Below are 14124 nucleotides of genomic sequence, written 5' to 3'. Positions count from 1 at the left end.
AAGAACTCTCGGATAGGTCATATGCCATTTAAAATGTTCAACATGATCCGTAAAATCTATGAGCAATAACTCTGAAACTGACACCGATGATTCACAAGACAATCCAAAGCTGTCTTTGCAATGCAAGGTGATTGCAAAAAACACTACTACTTTTCGATCACTAGACTGGGAACGTAGTCGTTTTGATATTGAATTTGGTTTAAGGAATGGTACAACCTATAACAGTTTTATTATCGAAGGAAAGCAAATAGCTTTAATAGATACAAGTCATGAAAAATTTCAAGAGCTATGGTTAAAAGTTCTTAGGAAGAAAGTAGATCCTAAAAATATTAATTATTTAATTGTTAGCCATACAGAACCAGATCATTCAGGCTTAATCAGTGACATTCTGGAACTCAATAGTGAGATTGAAATTTATGGTTCAAAAGTAGCCATCCAATTTTTAGAAAATCAAGTTCATAAACCATTCAAATCAAAAGCAATTAAAACTGGTGATGAACTAGATTTAGGAAGGAATGAATCAAATGGAATACACCACAAACTAGAATTTATTAGTGCTCCTAATCTTCACTGGCCAGATACAATTTTTTCCTTTGATTATGGAACAAATATTTTATACACATGTGATGCATTTGGTCTTCATTACTGCACAGAAGACCTATTAGACGTTAAACCTGAAGTAATTGAACCAGATTTTCGCTACTACTATGACTGCTTAATGGGACCCAATGCTCGTAGTGTCATTCAAGCACTTAAAAGAATAAAAAAATTACCTGACATAAAAACAATTGCTGTAGGTCACGGCCCCCTTTTACATCACAATATTGACCTATGGTTAAAAAATTATTATGAATGGAGTAATCAACTTAATACAGGTGAAGAATATGCTGCTATTTGTTATATCAGTCAATATGGATTTTGTGATCGGCTAAGTCAATCTATTGCATTAGGAGCTAATAAAGCAGATGCACAAGTACAACTAATAGATATAAGAGCAACTGATGCTCAAGAGCTTAGTGCTCTTATCGGAGATGCAAAAGCAATTATTGTCCCAACCTGGCCAAATAATGCAAATTCTGAATTGCAAAGTTCTTTAGGCACCCTTCTCGCTGCACTGAAACCAAAACAATGGATAGGTGTCTATGAAAGCTATGGTGATAGCGATGAGCCAATTGATGTAATTGCCAATCAATTGAGGGGTCTAGGGCAAAAAGAAGTATTTTCACCTTTAAGAATACGCGACACACCTGATGCAAATACTTTTCAACGATTTGAAGAAGCTGGAACTGATTTAGGGCAATTATTGAATCGTAAAAAAAATATTGCGACTATTAAAAGCTTTGATGGTGACTTGATGAAAGCAATTGGACGTATTAGTGGAGGGCTCTATGTAGTCACTGCTAGTCAAGGCGAAGGATCAGAGAATCGTCGTGGTGCAATGGTAGCTAGTTGGGTCAGTCAAGCGAGTTTTAATCCTCCTGGTCTCACTGTTGCAGTTGCCAAAGATCGTGCTATTGAAACATTGATGCACGTAGGAGATCGATTTGTCTTAAATGTCCTAGAAGAAAATAACTATCAAAAACTATTTCGGCAATTTTTAAAAAGATTTCCACCTGGAGCTGATCGCTTTAAAGGTATTAACATAATGAACAATGTTGCAAAAGGTGGTCCTGTTTTAAGTGATGCTCTTGCATATTTGGATTGCTTTGTAAAACAACGACTAGAAACATCCGATCACTGGGTAATTTATGCATTAGTAGAGCATGGGAATATTTCTAATACAGAAGCAAAAACAGCTGTGCACCATCGTAAAGTAGGTACTTCTTATTAATGTCAAATAAACAAGTAAAAAATCTAACTATCGATGATGGATTCTTATCTCTTAGATGTCTGAGTCCAAAAAAATTAAGATTTGAAATCGAATATGCCTTGGGAAAAGGTACTACATCGAATAGTTTTCTATTTTTTAAAAACAATATTCAAAGTGCCGTTCTAATAAATCCTCCTGGAGCAAATTTTGAAGAAGTTTTTATACCAAGCATCCAAAGAATCATACCAAAAGATATTGAAGAATTATTAGTTGTAATTGGACATATCAATCCAAATCGAGTACATCTTCTTAGACATCTATCTAATGAATACAAAAACCTCAAAATCATCTGTTCTAACCCAGGTAAAAAACTAATCGAAGATCTTTGGACACAAATTAAACCTTCAAAAGAGAGTGTAAATGAAGCAAATAAATTAGTGATACCTCCAATCCCAGAAATAAAGTTAATAAAGCAAGAAGAAACTATTTCTATCTTTGATGAATATCTCTTGACATTAATACCATCACCTACAGCTCGTTGGCCTGGAGGGCTAATCACATTTGAAGAAAAAACGGGCTTATTAATGAGCGATAAACTGTTTGGTGCGCATATTTGTACTGATGAATGGGCAGAGCGTAATAGAAGCAGTACAGAAGAAGAGCGTCGACATTATTTCGATTGTCTGATGACGCCTATGATAAATCAAGTTCACAGAATTGTTGAAAAACTTGAACTCCTAAATATCTCTTCTATTGCACCCAGTCATGGCCCAGCAATAGAAAGCAGTTGGCGAAGCCTACTAAATGATTATCAAAGATGGGGAGATCAGCAAAGCAAAGGATCTATCAATATTGTTTTATTATTCGCTAGCGCATATGGAAATACCGCATCTATTGCAGATGCACTAGCTAAAGGAATTAGCTCAACAGGGGTTCACGTAGAAAGTCTCAATTGCGAATTCACCACAACAAATGAATTAGTTAACGCAATATCAAAAGCAGATGGTTATCTAATTGGTTCACCCACCCTTGGGGGACATGCACCTACACCTATTGTTTCAGCCTTAGGAACCTTACTTGCAGAAGGAGATCCAACGAAACCGGTAGGTATATTTGGTAGTTATGGGTGGAGCGGAGAAGCTTTGGATCTATTAGAAAATAAATTACGTGATGGAGGCTTTGACTTTGGTTTTAACCCAATAAAAATTAAATTTAGTCCCAATGCTGAGATGCTAAAAACTCTTGAAGAAACAGGAACTAAATTTGGACGCAAGCTGATCAAAGAAGGCCGTCGACAAGAACGTCTCCTAGGTGGAGGTATAAATGCCACAAAAAGTGATCCCGCATTATTGGCACTAGGAAAAGTAGTCGGATCTTTGTCCATTTTAACAGCAGAAAAATTAGAAGAAGAAACTAAAGTCAATAGTGCAATGGTTGCCAGTTGGATAAGTCAGGCCAGTTTCTCTCCTCCAGGAATTACTGTTGCTGTAGCTAAAGATCGAGCTGTAGAAAATCTGCTTCACACTGGCAATTTTTTTGCACTAAATATTTTGAATGAACAAAATTATCAAAAACTTTTAAAGCAGTTTTTGCAACCTTTTGCGCCAGGAGCTGATCGATTATCAGGGCTTGAACTTCTTTATACTCCATCAAGCCAACCTATCCTTCCTGAAGCACTGGCTTGGATAGAAGGCTGTGTAAAACAACGCATGGAATGTGGTGATCATTGGCTGATTTATGCTGAAATAAAATATGGCAAAGTTCTAAATCCAAATGGAATTACAGCTGTGCACCATCGACGCACAGGAGCAAATTATTAGTCTGGTCACCTCTTAATCTCTAATCACATCCTGTCAAACTCACTGCAATGAATTCTTCTAAAAAGCAATTACTGGTTATTACTGCAAGTAATGGAGAGAACCTATCACTTGCTAAACGATTTATATCTCTAGGTGCAAAGCTTCAAATAGATGGTGAGCTATTAGATCTAACTACTCTAGATTTCCCTGTGTATAACCCACGAAAACAAGCCGAGATAGATATTGCACATAACATAAAATCAATTTATGAACAAATGTCATCCATCCCTTATTGGGTGATTTGTGCTCCTGAATACAATGGATCAATTCCCCCATTACTATCAAATCTAATTGCATGGTTATCAGTTCAGGAAAAAGACTTTCGTCATTTATTTAATGGTAGGCCTATAGCCATGGCAAGTGTCTCAGGTGGTGGCTGCATGGAATTATTACTCTCAATGCGAATACAACTTACTCACCTTGGAGCACAAGTTGTAGGTCGTCAATTAGCCAGCAACAGCAAAAACCTCGCCAAAGATGAATCAATCGAAGATATTCTTCGCAGATTAATTCAAATGAAGCCACTAGAAGTATAAAAAACTTAAGTAGTCAATTGCTATATATAGGAAGGATGCAAAAGTTTTTGTCATTCCAGCACATAAACATGTAAAGCTCTAATTAAGCTGAAAATACAGTAACTGCAAATAAATTCAATTGTTTATTTTCGAACAATAAGGAACTAGGTCAATCTAATGATACACTATATATAGCGTATAGAAATTTCGGAGTGATCATGCCATTCCTGCTTTCTAAAAAAGATTATTTTTCAGCCTCAAATACTTCTTTTCGTTATAAGGGCTTTCTTCTAATAAAACAATGTAATCAAAGTTGGTTGATTAGACCTGAAAAAAGTCCACTGCTTTTACTGCCATTTCGAACTGCTATTTGCTCATTAGAAGAAGCAAAAATAATATTAGATAAAAAGCTCTCTTCAATAACAAGAAACTTACAAGTAGCTTAAACTATTACCTCTCTACTATTGAGAATGATTCTTATGCCAAGCTTTTAAAATTTCCTTAGCCATAGGCAACGCATGTACTGAACCACCTCCAGGTGTATTCTCTGCAAAAGCTACCACTACAATTTCACCCGCTTGATAAGGTGCAAAACATGCAAACCAGGCATGGTCTGTACCTCCACTACTATCTTCGGCTGTACCTGTTTTACCAGCTGTTGGTGGTAATGTTGGTAAATCCCAAGCCAAATCTCTGCCAGTACCCGATTCTACTACTTTCTTCAGGCCTTGGCGAATTGTAGATAATGTTATAGGATCTATATCTACTTTTTGTCGATATTTAGATGACATCCAATCAATATCCCCGTCGACTAAATGAGGGGTAATTAAATAACCCCCATTTGCAAATACAGCATACGCTCTGGCTAACTGTAAAGGAGTGACTTGAACAACAGACTGACCTATTGAAGCACTAGCTATATCTTCTGGTATCCAAGGTGTCGTTCCGGGCTTACCCCAACCTCTGCCTCTAGCTGCCCATTCTTCATTACCTATAAAACCTTTGCTTTCCTCTTGCGAAATCTCTATTCCAGTTTTTTTATAAAAACCTAATTGAAGTGCCGTATCATATAATTTTTTTATGCCAACTTGAACTCCAATTTGATAAAAGAATGTATTGCTAGAAACTCTAAATGCATCAACATAACCTATTTTCCCCCAACCTTTACGATTATGTTCAGGAAAACAATGATCTCCATATTTAAGGCAAGGGGCTGTTTCTAAAGCAATATCTGATCCAAATTGTCCACTTTCCATACCAGCCATGCCTGTAACAATCTTCCAGGTGCTACCTGGGTCATAAGGATTAATTGCACGGCTTAAAAGTGGCATTTTGTCCGATAAAAAGATCTTTTCATATTCTTTTTGAGTAGTAAATGCTTTAGTAAAAAAATTGAGATCGAAACTAGGTTTACTAGCCATTGCTTTAATTGCTCCAGTCCTTGGATCGAGCACAACAATGGCTCCAGCTTGTTTATCAGCTAATACCTTTTCTGCAACAACTTGCAAATCAAAGTCTAATGTTAAAGATAAATCTTGTCCGGCTTTGGGAGATCGATAACCAAGGCTACGTTGAATATTGCCACCTGCATCAACCTCCAACATTTCACCTCCCCATTGACCTCGTAAATGCTGCTCGAAAGCTGCTTCTAAACCAGTCCTCCCAATATAATCTTGAAGCTTATAGCCTTTCTTAGACAGTTGTTTATATTCATCATAAGTTATTAATTGGGTATAACCAAGAACATGCGCAGCAAATTTCTTATAAGGATAAAAACGTATAGATTCAACTTTGACATTTGCTCCCTGAAGATTTACTTCTTGTTCTTGAAACTTTAAAACTTGTAAACTAGTCATTTTAGGGATCAAAGTAATAGCTAAATCCCTATTTTTCAAACCATTCTTATAGGCTATATTAAATAAATTAATATCAATATTAAATAATTTAGATAGTTTTAAAGCAAGTAATGGCCAATTTTCTGCACTAATAAGATGTGGGTTGACAAACAACGAATATCTGAGCCTATTATCTGCTAATAAATTACCGTTGGAGGAAATTATTCTACCGCGAATAGGAGGAGTAGAAACTAATTTAATTCGATTTTCTTCGGATAAAGTTCGATAAAAAGAACTCCTAATTATTTGCATCCAAAAAAGTCTAGTGCCAATCGCAGAAAATAATATGAGAATAAACAAGATCAAGGTATTACTTTGTCTTCTATAAGAAATAATTCTAGTCTTATGCTTTTTCACTTATATAAAATAAACCTTTTCCTTAATTGTCTAATTTACGTCTCTCTAAGTAAGTATTAATCAAATCTATCCTGTGTTCTATCCTATTCAAAAGATCAATTAATGACTTATCCTCCAAAACATCTTTTTCTTGGGGTTCTACAGTAATTTTTACCTCTTGAACAGGATTTCCCAAACCTGGGCTGATCTGATCTAATTTCTCCCTAAATAATCGTGCAGACTCAGAACCTTCTACTTGAAGATTTTTAATCGGAAAATCAGAAGATCGAAAAACTTCTATTACTTTTCCAGCACCTCCTTCCTTAGCTCTATCTAATATTGCAAAACCTACTGGAAGTAAGTCTTGCATCAGTGAAAGTCGAAAATTTTCAAATTTATTATCTGACATCAAGATATCATTGTTTAATATTAGTTTGATTCGTAGAGGAAAAATAAGGGTTACAACTATTACTTGAAAAACCTAATGACCAACCACCAAAAACCGCAAGAAAACAAACTGCTACAAATGGAAGAATAGCTTTTTGGGTTGTTTCTAAGAGAAGCCATTCCTTCCATTCCCTTAGAAAACGTTCTCTGGCAAGACGTTGTTTAACTTTAGACTCTTCTCTAAAACGACGTCTGAACGATTTTTCAACCCAACGCTCAAAGGCACGTTTTTTTGTTACAGCCATCTTACGTTCTACTTCCAATAACTGACCAGCACTTAATTCAGGGTGAAAAGTGCTAACCAAGTCAAGACTTTTAAGAAACATCTCTATAGCTGCATCTTTAATGTTTCGCTCTTCCTCATCTAAAGAATTCCAATCTGTTTCTGGATAAAAACGTGAACGATTTATCGCAATTTGATCTTCACCTATTTGACCAGGCTCTCTTAACCACCTATCTGTATTGCTATCAAATCTACGCCAATAAAGAAAAGGGTTAAGAAAAATAGTTTTTCCTGACAATATAATACTGTCATGATGAAGCCTACGATCCACGTGTACTTTAGATTGATTAGCAACTGTCAATGCTATTTAAGCAGCTAATCTAAAATAGCTATTAAATGCTATTTGACCAACCCAACAAATATTTTTATAGAAAAGCAGTCTTAGTGAAAGGGGAGTGCAAATATTCAACAAAAAAATGATTGGCTATAAATTAAATAAGTTTCATAAACATTACTGAAGTACATTTCTTTCGTCCCTCTATGGAAAATCTATTGATATGAAGAACTTTGGAACATGTTTTTTCAAAGAGTAAAGTTTCGACGAGGTTTTTGTAATCTAAGTATTAAGAGTATCAATAAAGAATTAACTGTCTTTGAGTAAATATAAAATTGCTAAATCCTGAGTAGATTCAGCAATTTTTCTTCTTAAACTAATCAATATATCCTCACCCATATGCGACTCGGATATCATTTCTTCTACTTGCTTAATGCCATGTTCTAGGTTCTTAATTTTTAATTGGAGAATTCCCTTATCTTTTTTACATTGCTCAATAGTATAGTTATCAAGCATTAGTAAATCTACTTAGCAAAGAATATTTTACTTCTGGACTGATAGCTTTTGCAATATTGTGTGCATTAACACTATAGGAATTGATAATTATCTATACCATTACAACTTCTTCCAAGGTATGCAGAAAAAGCCTAAATCCCAACTCTATAAAAATGAATTAATATCAACTCAACAACTTTGCTTCTTTTTGATTGCGCTTTTCCGAGTCCAATCATTCTTGCTGCCAAGTCATTTTTTTAATTAAAAAACCTCTTTTTTTAAACGCTTGTATTCCTGATGAAGAAAACCCAGTTTCCATGCATCCATAAAACCTTTTGGTCCTTCAATTAACAATTTCACGTCCTCAGGGGTATGAGCCTTCATATCTAAAAACTCTTCTTGCCACGAAGTGTCTTGCCAATTTGTACTCATGCTTCGAATGCCTTCCTGTCCATAATCTTAAGAAGAATAGATCTTTTATTTCTACAGCTCACCAAAGTAAAAGCAAGTCAAATCAAACATAAAAATGAGTTTTTCATTAAACATGTGACAAATAAACCTTGGAAGGAGTAGAACAGAAATAGGACACTCCTCACACAATTATCCTATCGAGCGCTACTCATTGAGGGCGCTCTTTTTTTATCTAAATTACTTAGCAAGCAAAACTGTCACATGTGAGAATTTTGCTTGTTTTGTCTAATTCCTAGCTTTTAAATATCCATGTGGCATAGTCTCTCCCTGCGAGGAGTTGTGATCCTCTAACCGTCGAAACAAAGAAACACTTACTCAAGATCTCCAAAAGGACCTTTCTTTTAGGAAGGCTTTTTTATGCTTTATTTAATTGGAATTAAATTCAGTCATTGGAACATCATTTTGATTTAATTCCTTTTGATTCTTATCTTGTACACCAATTGATTCACTAAATCCTGATGCAAGTATTCCAGTAGGTATTGCTATTGCAGCAATACCCATAAGTGAAGTTATCGATGCAATAGTTTTTCCAATCGCTGTAACTGGAATTGAATCTCCATAACCAACCGCACTAACAGTCGTAATTGACCACCAAAGACATCTAGGGATTGACCCCAATAATTCAGGTTGAACTGATGATTCAGCAAGATACATAAAAGTACTGCTTATCAACAAAAGCAAAACTGTATACAAGGTGGATATTTGTAGTTCCTGACTCTTTGAGCGAAGTGCATAATTAAAATGAAAGATACTTTGTTTGAATTTTTCACTTCGGCCAATTTTCAAAATTCTCAACAGACGAATAATCCTCAAAATTTTTAATTCTGCTCTAACGCCTATAAACGATGGAATAATGGCAATGATGTCAATAATTGCCATTGGCGAAACCATGTAACGCAAAATCCCTTTCCAACCTTTGCCATATTTCCCTTCAAGAGGAGCAACCCATAAACGACAAAGATATTCAACACAAAATAAAGCCCCAACAATCCAATCTAATAGGTCTATCTGATCACCAAATTGATAATCGATTGAATTTTCAGTAACTATGACTGCAAAGCAAATCGAAATAAAAATAGTAACCCCACAGACTTTGTTAAAAAAGGAGGTTCTACCACCAGGCGTTTTATTAATTATCTGCTCATAGATTCGTAGACGAAATTCATTCATCACTACCTAAAAGCTGAAACATAGGAGAGTCACAAGTAAAATAACTTGTGGTGAATTTTTACGATTACTCAATGAGACTTATGACAAGGAATATCATATTTATACTCGAACATTACTCATAGAACAATTATCAACTAAAAAGCTACTAAGAAAATGAAAAAAGCAAGATTCTTTCTAAGGTTTCTCTGTAGAGACACTCACAACGTTCCACGGTGAAGTACCTACCTGAGATCTCTTGTCAATCTGTCACTTCAATTTTGAAAAGGTCTCACGGTGAAGTATATATTTTAATCTATACCTACCTTTTAGTAGTCAATACTACTCCCACTCAATAGTGCTTGGTAATAATAGGGGGCAAAAACGCAGTCATAAACAGGGTTTATTTCTTTAATAATAGCACGGTGAAGTCACGGTGAAGTGCTTTCTGGCAGCATTCCAATCAATAGTTATAGCAACCTCAAGAATGAAAGAGTAATCGCTCAATGATCAGAGTGAGAACAACGCCTTTAAAAAACACAAACCAAAGCAATCCATAATCGGACAAACCAAGTTTCTCTTGGTACCAAGCAATAAATTTCTTGTGCTGTTCAATTAACTGCATACGTTTTTACCAGTCTGGATAAGAGAAGTCCTTTTCATTAAGGATATAAAAGTCGCCCTTGGCAAGTCGATGCTCCCATTCAAGAAATGAACTTTGGCAATTAGGAGTCGGAGATTCTCTATACCCTTTCAACTTCTTCCAGCGTATGTACAGAGCACCTAAGTGCCAACTCTGTGCCAATGACTTTGCACCATGTCTCAACAAGTTTTCTTCCTTCTTATTGAACTTTGCCGAATCCAATAATTCTTCTCTCCAATTGATTTCATTCATTGCTTTGCCTCTTTTTCAATCGTATGTATTCCTCATGAAGAGAACCAAGTTTCATTGCATCCAAAAAACCTCTTGGTCCCTCCATGAGCAATTTCACGTCTTCTGGTTTATGTGCCTTCATGTCTAAGAACTCTTCTTGCCATGAGGTGTCTTGCCAATCAGTACTCACGCTTTCTCCCCATACTTCTTAAATTCATCTAAGTCGCTTGTAACGATGCTCTTGTAATCATCAGGAAACCTTTGCTTCATTATTGCTGGAATTTCCAAGCAATCTGGATAGGGATTATGCAAATAAAAAATAACTTCCTTCTCTTCCTTCAAAACAATGTAATTAGATAATCCACCTGAATAATTATTTTTTCTAGTCATGCTGCTACCTCCCTTTGAACAATCATCTGTACTGTAGATTTCTTCATGCCCAATGACTTGGCAATAGAACCATACCCAAGTCCTTGTTTTCGCTTATCCATAATTTCTTCAATCTGGAATTTGTCGTACTGACGCTTTCTTCCAAACTTCACTCCTCTACTTTTTGCAACTGCTCTTCCTTCTGAAGTTCTGTGTTTGATATTCCTTAGTTCGCACTCTGCTGCATATCCCATAACTCCAACGATCAGCCTCACAATCTCATCATTCATAAGTGAGGTATCAAGACGACCATCAAGCGTTTTTATATAAACGCCTCTCTCAATAAGGTTATTCACCTCAACCAACATCGTGACCATTGTTCTCCCAAGACGGGTCATGTCCTCAAGGATCAAAAGATCGTTCGGTTCAAGTAAATCTAGACACTTTGATAGTTCTTCCCTATCTCCATAGTTGCTTGTCCCCGTGATCTTGTCTCCAAAAATATTTTTTGCAGGAACACCCTCTTCCTTAAGACCAAGCACCTGACGCTCTTGATCCTGAAGGTTGGTTGAGCACCTCCAATATCCATATAACGCCATTGGTTTGCCTCCAAATCTATGACCGTATAATAAATCATTTTTATACCATGTTTCTATACCTTAAGATACCAGTTATATCAGTCCATCTCCATAGGTATAAAATATTGTGCTTTTATATACCCTCAGCAGTCGCCAAAAGTCTTTATGGCAATTTGATCATCAATTTATTTTGCTTCAAAATCACCATTTGTCTTATTGAAAATGACAAAAGACACTTAACAGGAGTAGAAAAGATAAGGACACTCCTCACATCATTGTCCAATAGAGCGCTGCTAGTTAAGGGCGCTCTTTTTTTTGTCTAATTTTTCGGGACCTATAACTGGCACATGTGACAGTTTTATGTGCTTTTAGATAATTTCTCGCACTTTTGAAGAACATGTGGCATATTTCCGTTGTGAGGAGTTGAGATCCTCCAGCAGTGGAAACTAGGAAACACTTGCTTAAGATCTCCAAAAGGACCTGCTTCGGGCAGGTTTTTTTGTGTCTTGATGAGAAATGCCTCAATAGAAATTATCCTCAAACGCTTGACCAATAAAAAACTGAGCAGTAGTATATTTGTATTAGGACACTCTTCACATAATTAGTCCTAATTGATAAGGCACCTGTGAGCATGGTGCTTTTTCATGTCCAGAATTATTTGCAGACGAATGGTTGATCCAGTCAGGAGAGCAGTCCCTACCCCATCAGGATGGTTAATTAATCCAGAGAAAAAGTTGGTGTTGTTTTTCATTAGAGATCCAAAGTCCCTTATGCGGATGCCGAAAGTCATTACTCAACTTTGGCATTCCACCGCTGAAGGCATACCCACGCAGATCAAGAACACACGAACAATGGCACTAGAAGATGCCAATGAAACTTGGTTTGAGTTATTGAGTAATGGATGGGAATTGGTTGAACATCAAATTAATGACGATGCTGCGTAATTTTTAAGTAGAGAAATCGTTAGTAAATTTATAGCAACTGAATCTGCAAAATTAAATCACAAGTGTAGAGAAAACAGACTATCTACGATTTCTCCGTAGAGACACTCAAACCTTCCCACGGTGAAGTCACGGTGAAGTGCCTACCTGAAATCCATTGTCACTCTGTCACTTCAAAATTGAAAAGATTCCGCGGTGAAGTAACTCTTTTAATCTATAACTACCTTTTAGTAGTCATTGTCATTCCCACTCAATAGTGCCAGGAGGTTTACTAGTAATATCTAAAACAACTCTGTTTACCCCTTTCACTTCATTAACAATTCTATTAGAAATTTTTTCTAATAGAATATTAGGTAAACGAGACCAATCTGCCGTCATTCCATCTTCACTGGAAACACATCTTAAAACAATTGGCCATGCATAAGTTCGTTGATCACCCATCACTCCAACTGAACGAACAGGTAATAAAACAGCAAAAGCTTGCCATATATCATGATATAAACCAGCATTCGTAATTTCCTCTCTTACAATAAAATCGGCATCTCGAAGGCAGTTCAGTTTTTCATCCGTTACTTCTCCTAAAATACGTATTGCTAATCCTGGCCCAGGAAAAGGGTGACGGCGTACAATCTCTTCTGGCAAACCTAAACTTCTACCTACTTTTCTAACTTCATCTTTAAATAATGTTCTCAATGGTTCAACTAATTTAAATTGCAAATCTTTAGGTAAACCACCAACATTATGATGACTCTTAATTTTTACTGCAATTCTTTCACCTGTCTTTGGGTCAATGTTTGTACCAGAACTTTCTATAACATCAGGATACAAAGTACCTTGCGCTAAATAATCAAAAGGTCCTAAACGCAAACTTTCTTCTTCAAAAACTCGTATAAATTCAGTTCCTATAATCTTTCTTTTTACCTCAGGGTCTATAATTCCTTTTAACTTAGAAACAAAGCGTTCTCTTGCATTAATATATTGAACATTAATATGAAACTTTTTATCAAAAAAATCCATTAAAAACTCTGGCTCGCCTTTACGCATGAAACCTTGATCAATAAACATACATGTCAGTTGGTCACCAATAGCTTTCTTTAAAAGAAAAGCTAAAGCAGAAGAATCAACCCCACCTGATAAAGCCAGTAATACTCTTTTCTTACCTACTTGATCTTGTACTTTCTGAATAGCTTCATCAATAAAAGCATCGGTAGTCCACTCAGGCTGACAATGACAAATGTTATATACAAAATTTCTTAGCATTCTCATGCCATGAGTCGAGTGAACAACCTCAGGATGAAACTGAACACCATAAAAATTTCGATCATGAAAAGCTATTGCTGCATCCGGCGTATTAGAAGTGTGTGCTAATCGAACAAAGCCATCTGGAAGCTGCTGTACTGAATCTCCATGACTCATCCACATAGTCGAACCATTTTCGACATTAGTTAATAGTTCGGTAGGATCATCAACATGTAAAGGTGCTTTACCATATTCCGCCTTTCCAACAGCTGCTCCGACAAGACCACCTAACTGTTGAACCATAACTTGCATACCATAACAAACTCCCAACACAGGTATATTCAAATTCCAAATAGCAGGATCAGACAAAGGTGCGCCCTTGTCATAAACAGAACTGGGGCCACCACTCAAAATAATTCCACTAGGAGCTAATTCACGAAGCTCATCTACAGATGTGTTATATCCAAGCACAACAGAATAAACTTCAATCTCCCGTATTCGTCTTGCTATTAACTCAGAGTACTGAGAGCCAAAATCAAGAATAACAATTGCTGGTTTACGTTGGATTTCAAGCTGAGAATCAAGCATATCT

16 protein-coding genes are annotated in these 14124 nt (G+C 36.2%); 5 read left to right on the top strand and 11 right to left on the bottom strand.

Annotated features, from left to right (window positions below; genetic code table 11):
• Positions 1–58: 58 nt before the first annotated feature.
• The 4 genes from O5636_RS07070 to O5636_RS07055 all read left to right on the top strand — a co-directional run bounded on the left by O5636_RS07070 (position 59) and on the right by O5636_RS07055 (position 4630).
• Entirely contained in the window at positions 59–1831 is a 1773-nt protein-coding gene (locus tag O5636_RS07070) for a diflavin flavoprotein (protein ID WP_269622109.1), read from the top strand.
• Entirely contained in the window at positions 1831–3630 is a 1800-nt protein-coding gene (locus tag O5636_RS07065; protein ID WP_269622108.1) for a diflavin flavoprotein, read from the top strand. The genes O5636_RS07070 and O5636_RS07065 overlap by 1 nt, the downstream gene beginning before the upstream one ends.
• A 47-nt stretch (positions 3631–3677) precedes the next feature.
• Positions 3678–4205 carry an NAD(P)H-dependent oxidoreductase gene (locus O5636_RS07060; protein WP_269622106.1) on the top strand — a complete coding sequence of 176 codons (528 nt, stop codon included), beginning with the start codon at positions 3678–3680 and terminating at the stop codon, positions 4203–4205.
• A gap of 197 nt (positions 4206–4402) precedes the next feature.
• Positions 4403–4630, top strand: a complete 228-nt coding sequence (locus O5636_RS07055) for a hypothetical protein (protein ID WP_269622105.1) — start codon at positions 4403–4405, stop codon at positions 4628–4630.
• Positions 4631–4645: 15 nt separating this feature from the next.
• Here O5636_RS07055 and mrdA read toward each other — a convergent pair whose 3' ends face one another.
• From mrdA to O5636_RS07005, 10 genes are all read right to left on the bottom strand, one after another.
• Positions 4646–6436: a penicillin-binding protein 2 gene (gene mrdA / locus O5636_RS07050; protein WP_269622104.1), complete on the bottom strand. Its 1791-nt coding sequence runs from the start codon at positions 6434–6436 to the stop codon at positions 4646–4648.
• 22 nt (positions 6437–6458) lie between these two features.
• Positions 6459–6824: a hypothetical protein gene (locus O5636_RS07045; RefSeq protein WP_269622103.1), complete on the bottom strand. Its 366-nt coding sequence runs from the start codon at positions 6822–6824 to the stop codon at positions 6459–6461.
• Between the two features lie 7 nt (positions 6825–6831).
• Positions 6832–7446 (bottom strand): hypothetical protein, encoded by a 615-nt coding sequence (locus O5636_RS07040; RefSeq protein WP_269622102.1) that lies wholly within the window; start codon positions 7444–7446, stop codon positions 6832–6834.
• Positions 7447–7728: 282 nt separating this feature from the next.
• A complete protein-coding gene (locus tag O5636_RS07035) occupies positions 7729–7935 on the bottom strand; it encodes a hypothetical protein (RefSeq protein ID WP_269622101.1) in 207 nt (68 codons plus the stop codon).
• Positions 7936–8175: 240 nt separating this feature from the next.
• Entirely contained in the window at positions 8176–8346 is a 171-nt protein-coding gene (locus tag O5636_RS07030) for a hypothetical protein (protein ID WP_269622100.1), read from the bottom strand.
• 405 nt (positions 8347–8751) lie between these two features.
• Positions 8752–9555 (bottom strand): potassium channel family protein, encoded by an 804-nt coding sequence (locus O5636_RS07025; protein WP_269622099.1) that lies wholly within the window; start codon positions 9553–9555, stop codon positions 8752–8754.
• 607 nt (positions 9556–10162) lie between these two features.
• Positions 10163–10426 (bottom strand): hypothetical protein, encoded by a 264-nt coding sequence (locus O5636_RS07020; protein WP_269622098.1) that lies wholly within the window; start codon positions 10424–10426, stop codon positions 10163–10165.
• Positions 10419–10595 (bottom strand): hypothetical protein, encoded by a 177-nt coding sequence (locus tag O5636_RS07015; protein WP_269622097.1) that lies wholly within the window; start codon positions 10593–10595, stop codon positions 10419–10421. The genes O5636_RS07020 and O5636_RS07015 overlap by 8 nt, the downstream gene beginning before the upstream one ends.
• Positions 10592–10795 carry a hypothetical protein gene (locus O5636_RS07010; protein WP_269622096.1) on the bottom strand — a complete coding sequence of 68 codons (204 nt, stop codon included), beginning with the start codon at positions 10793–10795 and terminating at the stop codon, positions 10592–10594. Before O5636_RS07010 ends, O5636_RS07015 begins: the two co-directional genes overlap by 4 nt.
• Complete coding sequence (locus tag O5636_RS07005) at positions 10792–11373, bottom strand: recombinase family protein (protein WP_269622095.1); 582 nt, start codon at positions 11371–11373, stop codon at positions 10792–10794. The genes O5636_RS07010 and O5636_RS07005 overlap by 4 nt, the downstream gene beginning before the upstream one ends.
• A gap of 623 nt (positions 11374–11996) precedes the next feature.
• Here O5636_RS07005 and O5636_RS07000 point away from each other — a divergent pair.
• Positions 11997–12296, top strand: a complete 300-nt coding sequence (locus O5636_RS07000) for a DUF1651 domain-containing protein (RefSeq protein WP_269622094.1) — start codon at positions 11997–11999, stop codon at positions 12294–12296.
• 237 nt (positions 12297–12533) lie between these two features.
• On the opposite strand, the gene guaA is transcribed toward O5636_RS07000, so the two are convergent.
• A complete protein-coding gene (gene guaA, locus O5636_RS06995) occupies positions 12534–14120 on the bottom strand; it encodes a glutamine-hydrolyzing GMP synthase (protein WP_269622093.1) in 1587 nt (528 codons plus the stop codon).
• Between the last annotated feature and the right edge of the window lie 4 nt (positions 14121–14124).

Source organism: Prochlorococcus marinus str. MIT 0918 (assembly GCF_027359415.1).
Taxonomy (GTDB): domain Bacteria; phylum Cyanobacteriota; class Cyanobacteriia; order PCC-6307; family Cyanobiaceae; genus Prochlorococcus_E; species Prochlorococcus_E marinus_C.
The sequence above is the reverse complement of the archived record's forward strand: the minus strand, read 5'-3'. Positions and strand labels throughout refer to the sequence as shown.

Bases quoted from the DNA above. Each gene is read 5' to 3' on its own strand.
- O5636_RS07070 (WP_269622109.1), top strand. From the start codon at position 59: ATGAGCAATAACTCTGAAACTGACACCGATGATTCACAAGACAATCCA.
- O5636_RS07065 (WP_269622108.1), top strand. From the start codon at position 1,831: ATGTCAAATAAACAAGTAAAAAATCTAACTATCGATGATGGATTCTTA.
- O5636_RS07060 (WP_269622106.1), top strand. From the start codon at position 3,678: ATGAATTCTTCTAAAAAGCAATTACTGGTTATTACTGCAAGTAATGGA.
- O5636_RS07055 (WP_269622105.1), top strand. From the start codon at position 4,403: ATGCCATTCCTGCTTTCTAAAAAAGATTATTTTTCAGCCTCAAATACT.
- O5636_RS07045 (WP_269622103.1), bottom strand. From the start codon at position 6,824: ATGTCAGATAATAAATTTGAAAATTTTCGACTTTCACTGATGCAAGAC.
- O5636_RS07035 (WP_269622101.1), bottom strand. From the start codon at position 7,935: ATGCTTGATAACTATACTATTGAGCAATGTAAAAAAGATAAGGGAATT.
- O5636_RS07030 (WP_269622100.1), bottom strand. From the start codon at position 8,346: ATGAGTACAAATTGGCAAGACACTTCGTGGCAAGAAGAGTTTTTAGAT.
- O5636_RS07025 (WP_269622099.1), bottom strand. From the start codon at position 9,555: ATGAATGAATTTCGTCTACGAATCTATGAGCAGATAATTAATAAAACG.
- O5636_RS07020 (WP_269622098.1), bottom strand. From the start codon at position 10,426: ATGAATGAAATCAATTGGAGAGAAGAATTATTGGATTCGGCAAAGTTC.
- O5636_RS07010 (WP_269622096.1), bottom strand. From the start codon at position 10,795: ATGACTAGAAAAAATAATTATTCAGGTGGATTATCTAATTACATTGTT.
- O5636_RS07005 (WP_269622095.1), bottom strand. From the start codon at position 11,373: ATGGCGTTATATGGATATTGGAGGTGCTCAACCAACCTTCAGGATCAA.
- O5636_RS07000 (WP_269622094.1), top strand. From the start codon at position 11,997: ATGTCCAGAATTATTTGCAGACGAATGGTTGATCCAGTCAGGAGAGCA.
- guaA (WP_269622093.1), bottom strand. From the start codon at position 14,120: ATGCTTGATTCTCAGCTTGAAATCCAACGTAAACCAGCAATTGTTATT.